Genomic DNA, 16408 nt, shown 5'->3' on the forward strand with positions numbered 1-16408 from the left:
ACGATTATTTTCAGAGACTAAAATACCACAAATCGCAACAAATGAGAGTAGGCAAACGTGTTAGCCATGCAATTCTCTATAGTATGACGTGATTATCACAGGGACAATGCGTGTTTGGTCATTAATAGTCTGAAATATTGTTAAGTAGAGTGTATGTTTTTTCCTCATCTAGAAAATAGGTTCACGATAACCACTAAATAATAATTGGTAGATATCTGCTTAGTTTGAGAGTTATTTAGGCATTACAGAAAATAATAAGTCGTGCTTTTAGTTATTTCTTTTTTGAGATGGAATATCTCATTTTCTTGAGTAGATATAAATAGCGTAAATAACAGTCATAGATATGACCGCTATTTACGCTAAAGATGAACGGATTATTTAGCTGCTGTTTCCGCGCGTAGCTGGCTAACTTGTTGTTCCAAATCAGGCCATGGTGACTTGTCAGTAAACGTTGTTCTTAGATAATTTAAGAGTACTGCTATTTGCTGATCACTTAAATTATGACGAAAAGCAGGCATGCTGCCGAGCCCTTCTGTTGCCTCATACTCAATTCCATTTAATACAACGCGAATGGCATTATCTGGGGTATCTGCATAAAGATTCGTATTTAAGGCTAAAGCGGGTCGTACACCTGACATTTGCGCACCTTTCGTTTGGGCATGGCATGCCATACAGGCCCCTGAATACAACCTTGCCCCTTCAGAAGAGAGAGGTTCAATTTTATCTTCTGTTTGCTGTACGATTGTTACGGCTTGCGATGTGACCTGCGGATGCTCAACTTCAGAAGTCAAATAAGTTGCAATAGCTTGTCTATCTTCTTCGGTTAGTTGAGAGGTTCCTTCTCTGATGACTGGTGCCATTGGGCCTGCTGCGACGCCGTGGTTAGCCGAGAATCCCGTACGCAAAAACTCCGCCATATCCTGATGGCTCCAAGCAACAGGTGAGGCTTGGTCACCTCGCAGCGCTGGTGCACTCCATCCTTCAGCATCTCCACCCATCAAGTGGCTATCTCCGCCTTTTTCACCAAATAATATATCACGAGGGGAGTGGCAAGCGCTGCAATGGCCGAGCCCTTCGGTAAGGTATGCACCTCGGTTCCATTCATCAGTTTGTGAACTGTTTGGTTTTATTGGCCCTGCGGTTAAATACAGCTGATTCCATGCCCAAATTCCTTGGCGAATATTAAAGGGAAAGTTTAACGATGTCTTTGGTGGTTGATAACGAACGGGTTTTTGGCTCATTAACCATGCATAGAGGTCATATAAATCATCATCGGAAGTATGAGTAAAAGCCGTGTAAGGGAACGCAGGGTATAAATAATTCCCCTCACGATCAACACCATAACGCATAGCCCGTTCAAACGCTTCATATGACCAGCTGCCAATGCCTGTTTCTATATCAGGTGTTATATTTGTGGTGTAAATCGTGCCGAAGGGGATCTCCATCGCAAAGCCCCCGGTATTTGTTTCACCGCCAGGCCGCGTATGGCAAACGGCACAATCGCCTAGTGCCGCTAATTTTTCACCACGGGCAATTTGAGCGTCAGTAAAACTTTGTGTCGAATTAGTGTGTAATGGCTCAATGGCAGATTGCCAACTCAGCGCGAGTCCCCCCACCGCAACAATAACGATAGCAAGCGCACTGTAGCCAAATATTTTTTTTGCCTTACTCATGAGCCACTCCTTGGTTCTTGGCTGCCATACCTACTGCTCGCAGAATACGTTCAGGGGTAAATGGAACTTCTCGCATACGCACACCTAATGCATCAAATAGCGCATTTGCTACCGCGGCGGCGCTTGGTACTGATGCAGATTCGCCCGCTCCCATAGGGGGTTCATTGGGATACTCCATTAATTGAATATCAATTTCGGGTAACTCATCGAAACGTAGAATAGGGTATCCGCCCCATTCAAGGGAGGTTGTGCCTGATTTATCAAAGGTGGCAAACTCTTTTAATACCCGGCTACAGGATTGAATAATGTTTCCATGGACTTGGTGTTTAACGCCATCTGGGTTAACCATTTGGCCACAATCATGGGCGACATAGATTTTTTTGATAAGCACTTGTCCTGTTCGGCGATTAACAGTTAAGTCGCAGACCCAAGCTGCCCATGCAGCACCAAAACCCGGAAATTTACTGTGGAAATAACGCGCCCAGGCAAACCCTCGACCACTCACAATTTCTTCGGTGACAGGGGATGGTTTTTGATGCATCGGCCCATCAACCCAATTCGCCTGTTTTTTCACGGCACTAATTAAAGCGATAGCTCGAGGATCATCTAAATATTTTAAGCGGTATGCTATAGGATCTTGCTGCGCTAAATAAGCAACTTCATCAATCCAAGATTCATGAGCAAATACATTTGGAAGTGCTGAAACTCCGCGCATCCATGATGCCCTAACAACAGGCGCGGTATCTTTAGCGATAACGCGCATATGTGGGTATCGATATTGAGGGATAGCCGTGCGGTCTCCCATCTGTTGAATATCCGGTTTATTTTCTTTTTTCCCAGTTAAAATCAACGATAAAGTAGCGGCGTTATTTGATGGATAACGAGTACTGAGTTCGTAAGCGCTGACATCATTATTTTGATCAATTCCCCCTCGAATTTTAATCAATTGGCCGGTGCCTTTTGGCTCCCAACCCGCTTCTTGTTCTCGCATTAATTGCACTCGCACAGGTCGTCCTGTCGCTTGAGACAGTAAAACGGCATCGGCTGCCACGTCATCAGCACAGTTACGACCATAGCACCCTGATGCTTCCATGCGATGAATGTGTATTTGATATAGTTCTCTATCGAGTTGTAGTGCTAAATCTTTTCGCAGGTCATGAGGGTTTTGTGTGCCTGACCAGACATCGACTTTATCGTCGCGGACATCTGCGATAGCGCAAGATGGCCCAATTGATGCGTGTAAATGGTATGGCCAAACATAGTCTGCATTCACAGTTTTATGTAAATTGGCTAAGGCGCTGTCAACACCGTCATCATCTCGTAATACTCTATCTTGGCTGGGTAATGCATCAAGGGTGTCATGAAGCTTATCGAGGGTTAAATCGGGTAATCCTTGCCATTCTTTCCATTGAATTTTTAACTGACGCATAGCGTCTATCGCTTGTTCTTCACGTTCGGCAACGACACCAACAAAGTCATTAATGCGTACAATTTTTACAATGCCTTTTAGGTGAGCAATAGAACTTTCATCAATCGAAAGCAAACTATTTCCAAGCGGTGCGCTACTGTCTGCACCTGAATAAGGAGGACGAATAACTCTTCCATGTAACATATCAGGTACTCGCATATCATGTACCCAAGTCAACTCACCCGTTACTTTTGCACGAATATCTACGCGTTGAATCGGCTTTCCGACATAAATAGCTTCAGAAGCGAGTCTTAAAGTTACGTTTTCATCTAATTCAAAATGGAGATCTTGTCCTTTTGCCAATTGCGCATAACTCAAACGGCGTTCAGGTTGGGCGGTGACAAAAACATATCCATGCTGTGCTCGAACGGCTTCCATTGGCACATTTAACGCTTTGGCAGCAAGAGATGTTAGCTGCATGCGAACTTGAGCAGCAGCATGGCGTAAGGGGATAGACGTGACCTGAATGGTCGCACTGGCGATAGTCGGCCCTTGATCCGGTGTACTTTGTGGATCCCCAAGTATCATTGTTACTGATTCAAAAGAGACACCAATTTCATCAGCGACAATTTGTGCAAGTGAGGTACGAATTCCTGTACCTAAATCCACGTGACCATTAAATGCAGTCACCGAACCATCAGCGGCAAGAGCAATAAAACTATCGACATAATTAAGAGGAATAGCCGCATTTTTGTTTGGTATCTTTTCTGCTGCAAATGAAATGGAAGGCAACATGTTACTGACAACGATGAGCCCACCAGCTTGCAGCAAACGGCGTCGAGTGATATCTAAAATGCTCATGCTTTACCACCTTGTGCGATGATCATTTTAGCTTTTTTAGCTGCTTTTAATATTTCTACATGGGTTCCACAACGGCATAAATTAAAAGCGAGTTCTTTTTTTATCTCTTCTTCACTTGCATTAGGGGTACGTTTAAACAGAGCAACCAATGTCATTATCATGCCATTCGTACAATAACCACATTGTGCTGCTTGCTCATCAATAAATCCTTGTTGCACAGGATGGAGTGTCTCGCTATCACTAATGCCTTCTAGCGTGGTAATTTTTCTATTTTCTACTGTTGATACCGGTGTCGAACACGAGCGAACGACTTTGCCATCGATAAGTACACTACAAGCGCCACATTCGCCTAAACCGCAGCCATATTTAGGGCCATTGAGTTTTAAATCATTACGTAATACGTAAAGAAGTGGTGTTGATGGAGAAATATTGCTTAGTTCAATCCATCTTCCATTGATATTTAGTTGCATATATTTTCCTTTCACATTGCTAATCACAATAAATGATAATCTAATGTTATTATTTGTATATTAACTATAACATAGGTTATTAATTTGAATTGTGACTGTATGTGCTAAGGGAAATTTTTGTTAGGTATTTAGTAAGTACTTATTAATGAAGGTTAATATTGGAAAATACTCATGGATTGAGTGAATGTTTGAGTCAGGCGAAGTGAGAGGAAACCCAGTTTATATATTGGTTTTCTTTTAATAGAAATAAGTGAATATCTTTAATTTGAAATTCTTATTTAATGTGGGGTGCGTTGATATATTTCACTTGAATGTATCAATGAAAATAATAATGTCGCTTCCCTTCAATAAATAAGTTATTTGAAGAGAAGCGACGAATGATTACTGCGCCGCTTTTTTCAGTTTCTCAATTTGTTCGGCGGTGACGGGTTTACCTTGTCCCCCCCATTCGGCGCGCGCCCATGATATTAAATCTGCCATTTCTTGTGGCGTTAAATCATCAGCAAAACTTGGCATCGCATACATACGTTGCCCATTTGGGAAAGTGGTGGTTGGAATACCCGTTAACACTACACTGATAAAGGTTTCAGGGCTGTCCATCGCTAAGATGGCGTTACCTTTTAACGCTGGAATACCATTAGGTACACCTTCTCCGGTGATCCCGTGGCAGCCTGCGCAGGTAGACATATACATTAAGCGGCCAGTTTCCATGATTTGACTGACATCACCCACTTCTGATGAGTTTGCCTCTGGCAATGGAGCAGGCGAAGCTTTGGCGCCAAGTATTTTTCCTTGTTTATCCGTCATTAAATAAATCGCCATGTCATCAACATCGCTTTTTTTCATCTGACTAGTCGAAAAATGAGTCACTGTGCTCATATCTGCAAATGCAGAGCCTTGCGGGGCATTACCTGTAAGTAAAAACTGGCTCAAGGAGGCGGTATCGTATCCATGTTTGGAAAGCGCTTCGGCCGTGATATCAGGGATCGCTAAGCCGGCTTCTTCCCCCCCTTGAAGTGACCGTGAAAACTCGACACCCATCATTAAGTTACGTGGTGAGTGACAAGCGCCGCAGTGCGCTAGACCTTCAACAATATAAGCACCTCGGTTCCACTCGGCAGAACGTTGTGGGTCATGAGGCGCATTTTGTTTAGGGAAATTGAGCAAAGTCCAGAAGTTCATAAATGGGCGAACGGGTAGGACAAATACACCTGTATTTTCTTTGTTTGGCACATTGATTGGCGGAAGTGACATCACATAAGCATACAGGGCATCAATATCATCCGATGTCGTCATATGGGTAAATACAAACGGCATGGCAGGGTAGAGATTACCTCTTTCTTTGCCAATTCCGTCTTTCAAAGCACGATGGAAATCAGCACGGGTATAGTTACCGATACCAAATTGCTTATCAGGCGTTATATTTGTGGAGTAAATGGTGCCGAAAGGGGTTCCGATAGCGCGCCCGCCCGCAGCCAATGGCCCTTCAGGTAATGAGTGGCAACCAAAGCAATCTCCAGCGGTGGCCAATTCTTGCCCTCTTGGCAGTAATTTGGCGACTTCTTCTGAAGTCAGTGGTTTATCTAAATTAGGGCCGATACTGGAAGTACGAAAAGCACCAAATAGGATCGCAAGCATTAATACGATAAATAATAAGATAATAATATAAATGCTTTTACGTAGAGAGCTGGATTTAGCCATGATGTTTCTCCCTAGTCGATCACGCAGCCGGGAGTGTCGAGAGCGACTTTCCTCACAGCTTCATAATAGCGTACATAACCTGTACAACGGCAAATATGCTCATTGAGGGCTTCTTCAATCGCATGTTCGAGTTGGTCTCGCTTCACTGGGTTTTTCTTCAGTTTATCAAGAAATACTGTCGCACCTGTGACGAAACCGGGAGCACAATAGCCACACTGGAATGAAAAGTTTTCGATGAAAGCTTGTTGAATTGGCGTTAACTCAACGACTTTGCCTTGTTCATCCAGTTTGGCTTGCCCTTCGATGGTAACAATATTTTTATTATTGAAATAATGGGCACCAAAGATACAAGTGCGGCTTTCAACCGTTGTGCCATCGGGCTGAATTTCCATAATGGTGCAAGCATGGCAGATCCCTTGGCCGCAACCAAAGTGAGTGCCGGTGAGGTCAAGGTATTCATGTAGAAACTCAATCATTGGCATCCCAACAGGGACATCAATAGGACCAATTTTTTGGCCGTTAATAGTCAGTGTGAGTGGCTTGCGCTCAATAATCGGAACGGCATTGTTGATTTTCATGAGAGTGCCTTTTTAATTTTATCTACCGTAATAGGGAATTCATAGAAACGCTTGCCTGTCGCATGGGTTAATGCGTTACTCGTCGCAGGTAAGATTGGGATCATGCCCAGTTCAGCCATGCCTTTTGGTGGTGAAGTTTCTGATAGCGGAGGTAAGTAATCAATGGTTTGCTGCCAAACCGCAACATCTTTTGCTCGCGGCAGGACATAGCGATTAAAGTTCCATGTTCCGTTACCTGGCCCATCTTCATACAGTGGTAATTCTTCCATCAATGCGTGGCCAATACCCATCGCGGTCCCCCCTTGAATTTGGCCTGAAACCAATTCAGGGACAATCATCGTACCGGGGTCCATAATCATATGATGGCGCATGACATCGACCTCACCCGTCATGGTGTTGACATTGAGCTCGACTAGGCAAGAAGCGGGTGTGACCGTTGTTGGGTCCGCTTTTGCGCGTTGTGTTGGAGGGTAATAGGCAATTTTACGTTTAATAAAATGGTAACCGCCAGTGGTCATCTGTTTTTTCAGTTCCTGTGGCGCACCGTCACCATAACGAACGGATATTGCATCAAGAGGGAGGTTTTTCAAACCGACAGTTGGGATATCGAACTCTGCGCGAGCCCACTGCCAGCTTGAATAGCCATGAACAGCAACCCCGGTGATGAGTCCCATCTCATGGGCTCTTTTGGCTAAAATGTCAAAAGGAATGGGTTTCATTCCGCCGCCACCAATACCATCTGGCCCGACACGAATGTCTGCAAATTCAACATTTAAGCCGTTGAAAGCACCGCCACCAGGGCCTTCGCTCCAAATGCTTTTGGCTGCAGGCCATAGGGTATTTTCCAATAAGAAATGGCCCGCTTGGCGTGTACCAAACCCAATATAATAAACACCACTCGATGAACTCATGTCAGGGATCAGAGCAGGTGTCCAATAGGGATCCGTTTTTGACAGTTCGTCTTGTTTTTTCTGATCTGCCCAACTGGTTTTGAGTGGCAGTTCTGCAAATTCAGTTACCCCAAACTCAACCACATCAGGGGCTTTGCTGAGTGCTTGCCATACCATCACTTGCTGTGCGGTTGTACCACCGGTACCAATCTCTTGCATGCAATGGCGCATAGTGAGTTTACCATTGGTATCAAATTCAAGAGAAAGAATCGTAGGAACACCGCTAGAGCCATAAACTTGCTGCACTTGCGCAAAGCCAACACCATATAGCTTACCGGGGTTTTTCGCTTCATAATCAACTTTATTTTTCTCACGATCGACCCAAATCGGGTGCTTTTCCGCAAGATTTAACATTTCGACATTGCGTGGGTCACCGGCTATTACACCTCCTTGTGTATTTGGATAACCTTCTAAAATGGCATTACGGCGGCGCAGTTCAATCGGGTCAATATTGAGGTTATGAGCGATTTCATCGACCATCAATTCAGTGACTGCCATCGATTGTAAGGAACCAAAGCCACGCATTGAGCCCGCTTCGACAGCCGGAGTGGCCATGGCGAGAGCGGTAAGGTCAGATTTAGGGAAATAATAAATAGATTGGGCGCCACGTACCGCAACGTGTGATACGGCAACGGAGAGGTTTTCTCGGCCGCCACCATTACAGTTATAAGTGCCTTTTAATACATCAAATTTGCCCGTTTTTTTATCACCAATGATCGTGACATCCATTTCAATGGAGTGGCGTTTCATTCCCATCTGGAATTGTTCATAACGGTCATTTGCCATGCGAACAGGCAAGCCATCAGCGTAGAAACTGGCGACCATGGAATAGAAAGGAAAAACCGAATAATCTTTTGAGCCATAACCGACGGTCGAACCAGTTAATAGCACAATGTTCTCGACGGAAAAATGTTTGTTGTGCTTCGATAACTCAGCAGCGGCGTTGACGACTCCTGCAGGAGACTGTGTCGCGGTTAAGATATGCAGTGTTTTGGTTTGAGCGTCATACCAAGTATTACAGTTATCAGGCTCCATTGCACAAGGGTCAATGGATTGTGAAAAACCATGGCGCTCAATCACAAACTTATCGGGATCCTGACGAGCGGCTGCGATTTCTTGCTCAATTTGCCGTGCGTAATCCATCGCTTTTTCTTGTTTATCAGGACTTTTTTCTGCCTGATGAAGGGCTTGAATAAAACCACCACCACGATCTTTACGGATCACTGGCGGAATAGAAATGGCGTGTTTTGGGTCATAAGGTGGCCAAATAGGCGTATTGCCATCGAATCCGCCTTTAATACCTGAATCTTGATAAGGAGAAAAGATAGAAGGTGAAAGCGGGGTGTCACCACCAATACGCACATATCGCGCGGCACCGTAATTAGCGGGCGGTTTTGGCCCTGTCACCGTTCCATATTTTACGGTATTTGTCGCAAAGCGTAACATCCGCTGCGCTGCACTGTATTTATCGAAATCATGATAAATCAAGATAGCAACTGGGTGGCCAATAATTGGCGGGGTATCCCCTAGAGGCACTAGAATATTAGTGCCATAGAAGCCTTTTCCCATACTGGTGTCTTGAGGGATATTTAAGCCATCACGGATAAGGTCTTCTTGTAAAACAACTTTATCAGGCTGTAAATTTGGACCTAACATTGAAATATCAATGCCTTCAAAGGTTTTATCTGCCTCTGTTGCTTTTAACATAAAGGCATAGCTTTGTTTTTTAGGCCAGCCAGGAATGTCTTTAGCGCGGTAATCACGAGCAAAATTTTTACGGCCAGTGACCTTTTCAACGCCATCCCAGCGAAAACGTGCTTTACCATTTTGACCAATCCAATCAGTTGATGGAGAGTCAGAATCGAGCTCCATTGCTATCGCAAAAGGGAGTTTGCCGACCATCACTGCAATGCCCGCAATAGTGCCTAATTTGATAAAATTGCGTCTAGAAATATGTCCCGACATAGTGTGCTCCCTGATTATATTTTTAGGGTTTTTTATTATGAACAATGGAGATAAATAATACTTTTTAGCCATGCACTGTAAGATTGTTTTATTTCGATTAAATTGGCTCACAATTCGATGACTAATATCAGATAGCTCAGTAAGTTACATAAATAGTATGGGTATCTGTATTGATATATCAAGAACGAGTAAAGGGATTTAGACAAGAAAGTGAATAATACTGTTGGAGTCATCTTAATATGACAGTATTGAATAAAATAACTGAGTTTTATTCAAATGTAATTTATTTAAATGATAGTAGTTCTTATTAATGAATAATTAAATCAATATGTATTTTATTATATAAAGCATATTATTATATGGACATTAATTAGAGAATTAGCTGGCTCGTTAAATATTAACAAGCCAGATAGTTCATTTTTCGTCATTATTGACGCAAAGATTTAACCTGCTCCGGGGTGACATCCGCAGGTTGTCCTCCCCATTGAACGCGAAGGAAGTTCACTAAGTCGCTAATTTGTTGGTCATTTAGCTTATTGGCAAACCCGGGCATACTTTGCATGTTTTGGTTATTAGGGAATGGTTGTTCAGGCAAACCATCTAAAATCGCATTAATTAGGTTAGTGCTATCCGCATCACGCAATGTCGAATTTCCTTTCATTGCCACCGCCACATTCGGTTTACCGCTGCCATCATAGGAGTGGCAACCTGAGCAGGTTTCTAAATAAATTTGGCGTCCTTGAGCGTTACCTTCCCCCATTCTTAATGGCGAAGTTGCTGGTGGGTTATCGCCCATTAAATAGGTGGCTATAGCGCTATTATCCTCTGGGGTTAAATGTTGTGAACTCAGATAAATTACAGGGTGCATATCACTGTAGGCGGAACCTTGCGGAGCGAGCCCAGTCATGAAAAACTGCTGTAAATCTTCTTTTGTCCATCCTCGCTCTGCAAGCGCTTTTGGGGTAATATCCGGCGCCACAAAACGACCTAAAGCGCCGCCTTGCATAAAGTTATCTAAATCCATTTCACCCAGTTTTCCTCTTGGCGTATGGCATTCAGCACAATGCTCTAATACGTTAACTAAATACCGACCACGTAACCATTCAGGGGAGCTACCTTGTGAGCTATTTGGGAGTGGTTTATCATTAAAAAACAATAAATTCCAGCCAATCATGGCCATACGTTGGTTTAGTGGGAATGGCAATGAATTTTCAGGTGGCGCGACATCAACCGCTGGTTGGCTCATCAAATAACTGTAAATAGCGTCAGAATCTTCACGAGTGATCCCTTTGTAAGACGTATAAGGCATTGCCGGGTAAAGATTTTTACTCGGTGGAGAGATACCTTGGGTCAGTGCTTTATAAAAATCATCTTTTGTCCAGCGACCGATACCAAAATCGGCTGAAGGGGTTAAGTTACTGCTGTAGATAGTACCAAATGGGGTATCGAGTGGAAAACCACCGGCTAATGGCGCGCCATCAGCACTGGTGTGGCACGCAGCGCAGTCACCGGCAAGGGTGAGATAACGGCCTCGCTCAATTTCCTGAGGTGTCGCTGTCACTTTTTGTACCGGGCCATCTAAGGTACGGCTTTCATACCAATACAGCACCGCCCAAACGATGATAGCGATGGCTATCAACCATAAAATAATTCGTTTGATCATTTTATTGCCTCCTTGATAAGACCAGGAGTCGCCAGAACAACGTCACGTACCGCTTCATAATAGCGTACATAGCCTGTGCAGCGGCAAATATGGTTATTTAGGGCTTGCTTGATAGCATCTTCTAAGTCCGCTTCTGCAATGGGGTTTCGCTGAAGTTCTTCAATAAACACGGTAGCCGCATTCACAAACCCTGGGGTACAGTAGCCACACTGAAAACTAAAATGTTCAACAAAAGCTTGCTGAACTGGGGATAATTTTACTTCCCCGTTTTCTTCTTTGGTGGCAGCCCCTTCGATAGTTCGAATGCTTTTATTATTGAAAAAATGCGCGCCAGTAATACAGGTGCGGATCTCTTCGCTGGTGCCGGATGGGTTATCTAAGATAACGACGCAAGCATGGCAGATCCCTTGGCCACAGCCTAGACGAGAACCCGTTAGGTCAACATATTCATGAAGGAAGTCGATCATCATGAGGCCTTCAGGCACGTCCATTGGTCCATACTGTTGGCCATTAATGGTTAAAGTGAGGGGAAGGAAATTTAGGCTCATGATATTACCTCTAAAATGTCTTTTGCGCGTACAGGCAAATGCAAGAAATGATGACCAGTTGCATCTGCAATAGCATTGACGATGGATGAAACCACCGGGATCATAACAACCTCAGCAACGCCTTTTGGCGGGTCTGTATCCGAAAGTCCTGGTAGGACTTCATTGGTTTGCTGCCAAACTGCAACGTCGCTGGCCAGAGGGAGATGATAACGGTTGAAGTTCCACGTCCCATTACCGGGACCATCTTCGTAGAGAGGTAAATATTCATGGAGGGCATGGCCGATCCCCATTGCTAAACCACCTTGAATTTGCCCTGAAACCAGTTGTGGCACGATAAGGTTACCGCACTCCACTACGCTATGGTGATTCAGCAATTCGACTTGTCCAGTTGCCTTATCAATGGATAGCTCACTCACGGTAGCGACTGCACTGTAGTAAGTGACTCCGGCATTATTTCTTTGCGTATCAGGGTAATAGGCTTTTTCACGGTGGCAAACTTGGTATTCTTTATCGGCAAATCGTAGTGATAGCCCATCAATCGGTAAACGGCGAGTTTCACCCTGAATAGGGAAATCGGCTTCAGCCCATTGCCAGCGGTTAAATACGTGGCACACTGCGCCAGTTACCCCGCCCATTGCAAAAGTGCGTTCAATTAAGCGCTGTAAGCTAAGCACCTCAAGCCCATCAGCCGTTAAGCCTTCAGCAACCCAACGTGCATCTTCACGGCGAACAACTAGAGGGGCAGCTTGTCCGCCACCAATGCCTTCTTGCCAAATTGACATGGCAGCGGGCCATAACCCATGCTCAAATATAATGCGTGCGGCTGCGTCTGTACTATGAGTGAAATAATAGGCTGAATTACTGGCGCTTGCCGGTGAGCAGTAATTCGGTGTCCATAATGGGTTTTGCGCGAGGTGGTTTTGCTCATCTTGTGACATGGCAAACGGGTTACCTGTCGACACCATAGGTAAAATTGACCAATCTACAACCGAAAAATGAGCTTGTTCCGCAGGTTTTCCTAACCATTTAGCGCAAACCACCGATTGGGACGTGGACATGCCCGTACCAATTTCTGCACCACTATGGTAAATAGCAATTTTACCCTCAGGGGTAAGTTCTACACGAGCAAAGGAGGATTCCGCACCTGTCCCGAAGTCTTTTTGCACACAAGAAATCCCAGTACCGAATAGTTTACCGCTATTTTTTGCTTCAAAATCAGCTTTACGCTTGGTTCTGTCAGTCCACATTGGATGGGCAGCGCAGCGGGTTAACACTTCATCGGCACGAATTGCACCGCCAGGGATTGCCCCTTGGGTATTTTTCATCCCAGACTTGATGATATTTTTAAGACGGAACTCAATGGGGTCGGCTTTGAGTAGTTTTGCAGCTTCTTCCATCAACATATCGGTTGCTGCCATGGCTTGTAAGGTGCCATAACCGCGGGCTGAACCCGCATCCACGGCTCGTGATGCAATACCGACCGCAGATAAATCACTACGCGGAATGTAATAGATAGCTTGGGCGCCTGTTGCGCCAACCATGACAACGGAAGGTGTAAAATTACAGCGGCCACCGCCATCACCAATAAAAGACGCTGAAAGGGCTTCGATTTTCTGTGTTTTCTTATTCACCGCTAAGGTGTAATCCATATCAAAAGCATGGCGTTTGATGGTGGATTGAAATTGTTCATAGCGGTCATTAGCCAGACGAATAGGAACTCCGTCACCATATAACGTTGCCATCGCACCATAATACGGGAATGGGGTATGGTCTTTAGAACCATAACCAACTGTAAAACAAGGGTGTAGGAAAATTTGTTTAATTGGGAAATGCGATTTTGCCAGCATCTCGGGTAATGATTCCGCCACTTCCTGAGGGGACTGCGTAGGAATAACCAGATGGAATGACTGTGTTTTGACGTCGTACCAACCGTTAGCGTTATCAGGCTCTAAGGCAGCAGTATCAATCGATTGAGAAAAGTATTTTCGTTTGATTACGAGCCAGTCTTCTGGCGGATTTTCCAACTGTTTGGCGAGTTCATCAGCATATAGCATGCCTTGTTGATCTAATTTCCCACCTTCACGGCCTTCTGGCCAAACGGGCAAGTGTTTTTTCATGCCAATAGGGGAGATTGGCATATCTTTTAGGCTTGAGTAAATATCAGGATCATAAGGATTTTCACTGCCAATTCGCACGCCACGGTAGCTTCCCCATGGGTCCCGTTCCAGTGGGCCGGTAAATGCACCGTATTGGATAACATCGTCACGGAATTTTAGGGTTTCTTTGGCAAAGCGGAATTTAGCAAAATCATGGTAAATCAATAATGCAACGGCTTGGCCAAGGTAAGCGGGGGTTTTCCCTTCCGGAAGCAATAAATCATCGCCATAAAATTCAGGGAAAGCGACACCATCTTTTTCTAAGTCGCTCGCGGTTACGATGCGGTCAGGCATGAGGCCATCTTTCAGCAGATCAAGATTAAAGCCTTGGTAAATTTTATCGGCTTGAGTTACGCGTAGTAAAAATGCATGACCTTGCTGTTTTGGCCAGTGAGGAATATCGCGTGCGCGAATGTCTCTGGCAAAGACTTTCTCCCCTTGGACTTTGGCAAACCCATCAATACGAAATTTGATTTGTTTATCGACTGGATTCCAGTCAGGAGATTGAAGGATTTTTTCTTCGAATAGCACATCAAAAGCACGGCTATACAAAGGGGCTAAATAAACAGATATTCCCGCTATAACGGCACATTTTAGAAAGTGTCTGCGGGAGAGTTCGACATTGCTTTTGCTCATAATACACCCTTACACTTATTTTTATTACATCGGTATTTTTATTTTTATAGTCATATCGAAAAAATTATTTGTATCACGTTAATATTATACTTCTCTTAATAATTTTCAAATTAATGATAGGTAGTTCTTGTGATCTTACTGAATATACTTTATTTATGAGATACGCAATCAGTATATCGATTTAGAATAAAAACCATGAATATTTGTATTTTGATATTGGCAGCAGGAAAAAGTGAGCGTTTTCAAAACGCTGGAGGTAAAGGCAGTAAATTAAATTTTGGGCTAGGGAAAAGCACGGTATTTGAAAAAACACTTTTTAATTCAATAGATAGCGGAATTCCTATTCATGTAGTAACTCGGCCTGAGAATGAAGGCGTCATTAATAATTGTTTACAATTTAATATTCCATACTCATTGATAAATAGTACTGGGTTAGGTGATTCAATCGCATTTGGTGTTAAAAATACTTCAAATTTAGATGGGTGGATAATTCATTTAGCAGATATGCCATACATCAATAGTAGATTATTTATACGTATAGCAAATGAATTAAAACAACATACGTTAGTACGGCCAGTATATAATAGTTTACCGGGGCATCCAGTGGGAATATCTGCAAAATATTATTCAGATTTAATTAAATTGTCCGGCGATGAAGGGGCAAAATCAATATTACAGGATAATTTTGTCTATAAACTGGACATAAATGATGAAAATGTTGTGAAAGATATTGATTATCCAAGTGTTGATAACGAATAAGGGATGAATATGTTGCGTGAAGATGTTTTTGTTATCTCTCAAGCCGTTGCTTGGATAAAAGAGCAACCAATTTGGTTATGTACCGTATTAAATACCTATGGTTCTTCGCCGAGAAGCCCGGGTTCTTTGTTGGTTGCAAAACAGGACGGTCAATATATAGGTTCACTTTCTGGTGGATGTATTGAAGAGGATTTTATTCAGCGCATAAAAAATAATAATTATGTGAGTAGCAGCCAAGTTGTTCGCTATGGAAGAGGCGGGATTGAGACTAAAGTTAATTTACCCTGTGATGGTAGTTTAGATGTTTTGATTGAATATCTACCAAATAATGAAAAATCACTTAATTATCTCGTTGAGATCCAAAATGCGTTATTAGGTTATTCTGCCATTATCAAAAAAGTTCTATTGCCGCAGAGTGGTGAAATTCATATAGCTAATAAGTCAGAACAACCAACACAGATAGAACGTGATGGCGATAAAATTCAGTTATACATTGCTGCTCCTCCTCGCCTAATCATTGCAGGTATTTCCACTGTGGGGGCTTATTGCGCTAATTTTGCGTTAACATTGGGTTTTGAGGTCATTATTTGCGATCACCGAGAAGAAGAAATAGCGCGGTTTGCACCACAAATTCCATCTCAAGTTGAGGTTATTTCTTTATTTCCCGCCCGCTATTTAGAAGAACAGGGTTGCTCTCCAAATACTGCCATTGTTTCCTTAACCCATGATCCCCGTATTGATGATTTAACACTGATGGAGTCGGTTAATACAGATGCTTTTTACATTGGTGCAATGGGGTCAGTAAGAACTAGTGCTCGCCGTCGTGAACGGCTTATAGCATCCGGTGGGATGACGGAAGAGGAAATAGAACGCATTCATGCTCCGATTGGTATTCCAATTGGTAGTAAAACACCGCCAGAAATTGCTTTAGCGATAATGGCCGACATTGTTGCTTATAAAAATGGCGTGATCTCATCAGAGATCACATGTAAAACGAAAAAGTTAGTGAGTATAAATTAAATACAATGTAATTTTATTTC

At 43.5% G+C, this 16408-nt stretch carries 11 protein-coding genes; 2 read left to right on the top strand and 9 right to left on the bottom strand.

Annotated elements, in window-relative coordinates; translation table 11 throughout:
• Positions 1 to 374: 374 nt before the first annotated feature.
• From PR683_RS17260 to PR683_RS17300, 9 genes are all read right to left on the bottom strand, one after another.
• Positions 375 to 1673 (bottom strand): c-type cytochrome, encoded by a 1299-nt coding sequence (locus PR683_RS17260; RefSeq protein ID WP_198634966.1) that lies wholly within the window; start codon positions 1671 to 1673, stop codon positions 375 to 377.
• Complete coding sequence (locus PR683_RS17265) at positions 1666 to 3942, bottom strand: xanthine dehydrogenase family protein molybdopterin-binding subunit (protein ID WP_272581921.1); 2277 nt, start codon at positions 3940 to 3942, stop codon at positions 1666 to 1668. Before PR683_RS17265 ends, PR683_RS17260 begins: the two co-directional genes overlap by 8 nt.
• The gene (locus PR683_RS17270) at positions 3939 to 4412 is read right to left on the bottom strand and encodes a (2Fe-2S)-binding protein (protein WP_004913857.1); all 474 of its coding nucleotides are present in this window, start codon (positions 4410 to 4412) and stop codon (positions 3939 to 3941) included. Before PR683_RS17270 ends, PR683_RS17265 begins: the two co-directional genes overlap by 4 nt.
• A gap of 381 nt (positions 4413 to 4793) precedes the next feature.
• On the bottom strand, positions 4794 to 6113 hold the full coding sequence (locus tag PR683_RS17275) for a cytochrome c (RefSeq protein ID WP_004913855.1): 1320 nt from the start codon (positions 6111 to 6113) through the stop codon (positions 4794 to 4796).
• Positions 6114 to 6124: 11 nt separating this feature from the next.
• Positions 6125 to 6691 carry a (2Fe-2S)-binding protein gene (locus tag PR683_RS17280; protein WP_004260707.1) on the bottom strand — a complete coding sequence of 189 codons (567 nt, stop codon included), beginning with the start codon at positions 6689 to 6691 and terminating at the stop codon, positions 6125 to 6127.
• The gene (locus PR683_RS17285) at positions 6688 to 9606 is read right to left on the bottom strand and encodes a xanthine dehydrogenase family protein molybdopterin-binding subunit (RefSeq protein WP_115166762.1); all 2919 of its coding nucleotides are present in this window, start codon (positions 9604 to 9606) and stop codon (positions 6688 to 6690) included. The genes PR683_RS17280 and PR683_RS17285 overlap by 4 nt, the downstream gene beginning before the upstream one ends.
• Before the next feature lie 427 nt (positions 9607 to 10033).
• Entirely contained in the window at positions 10034 to 11269 is a 1236-nt protein-coding gene (locus PR683_RS17290; RefSeq protein WP_209102398.1) for a c-type cytochrome, read from the bottom strand.
• Positions 11266 to 11817: a (2Fe-2S)-binding protein gene (locus tag PR683_RS17295; protein ID WP_109912018.1), complete on the bottom strand. Its 552-nt coding sequence runs from the start codon at positions 11815 to 11817 to the stop codon at positions 11266 to 11268. The genes PR683_RS17290 and PR683_RS17295 overlap by 4 nt, the downstream gene beginning before the upstream one ends.
• Positions 11814 to 14609 carry a xanthine dehydrogenase family protein molybdopterin-binding subunit gene (locus PR683_RS17300; RefSeq protein WP_109912019.1) on the bottom strand — a complete coding sequence of 932 codons (2796 nt, stop codon included), beginning with the start codon at positions 14607 to 14609 and terminating at the stop codon, positions 11814 to 11816. The genes PR683_RS17295 and PR683_RS17300 overlap by 4 nt, the downstream gene beginning before the upstream one ends.
• 195 nt (positions 14610 to 14804) lie before the next feature.
• Between PR683_RS17300 and PR683_RS17305 the strand changes: the two genes are divergently transcribed.
• Together PR683_RS17305 and PR683_RS17310 are read left to right on the top strand one after the other, a co-directional pair.
• Positions 14805 to 15368 (top strand): nucleotidyltransferase family protein, encoded by a 564-nt coding sequence (locus tag PR683_RS17305; RefSeq protein ID WP_004913840.1) that lies wholly within the window; start codon positions 14805 to 14807, stop codon positions 15366 to 15368.
• 9 nt (positions 15369 to 15377) lie between these two features.
• A complete protein-coding gene (locus PR683_RS17310; protein ID WP_109912020.1) occupies positions 15378 to 16388 on the top strand; it encodes an XdhC family protein in 1011 nt (336 codons plus the stop codon).
• Positions 16389 to 16408 lie beyond the last annotated feature (20 nt).

This window comes from Providencia sp. PROV269, from assembly GCF_028477785.1.
Lineage (GTDB): Bacteria > Pseudomonadota > Gammaproteobacteria > Enterobacterales > Enterobacteriaceae > Providencia > Providencia rettgeri.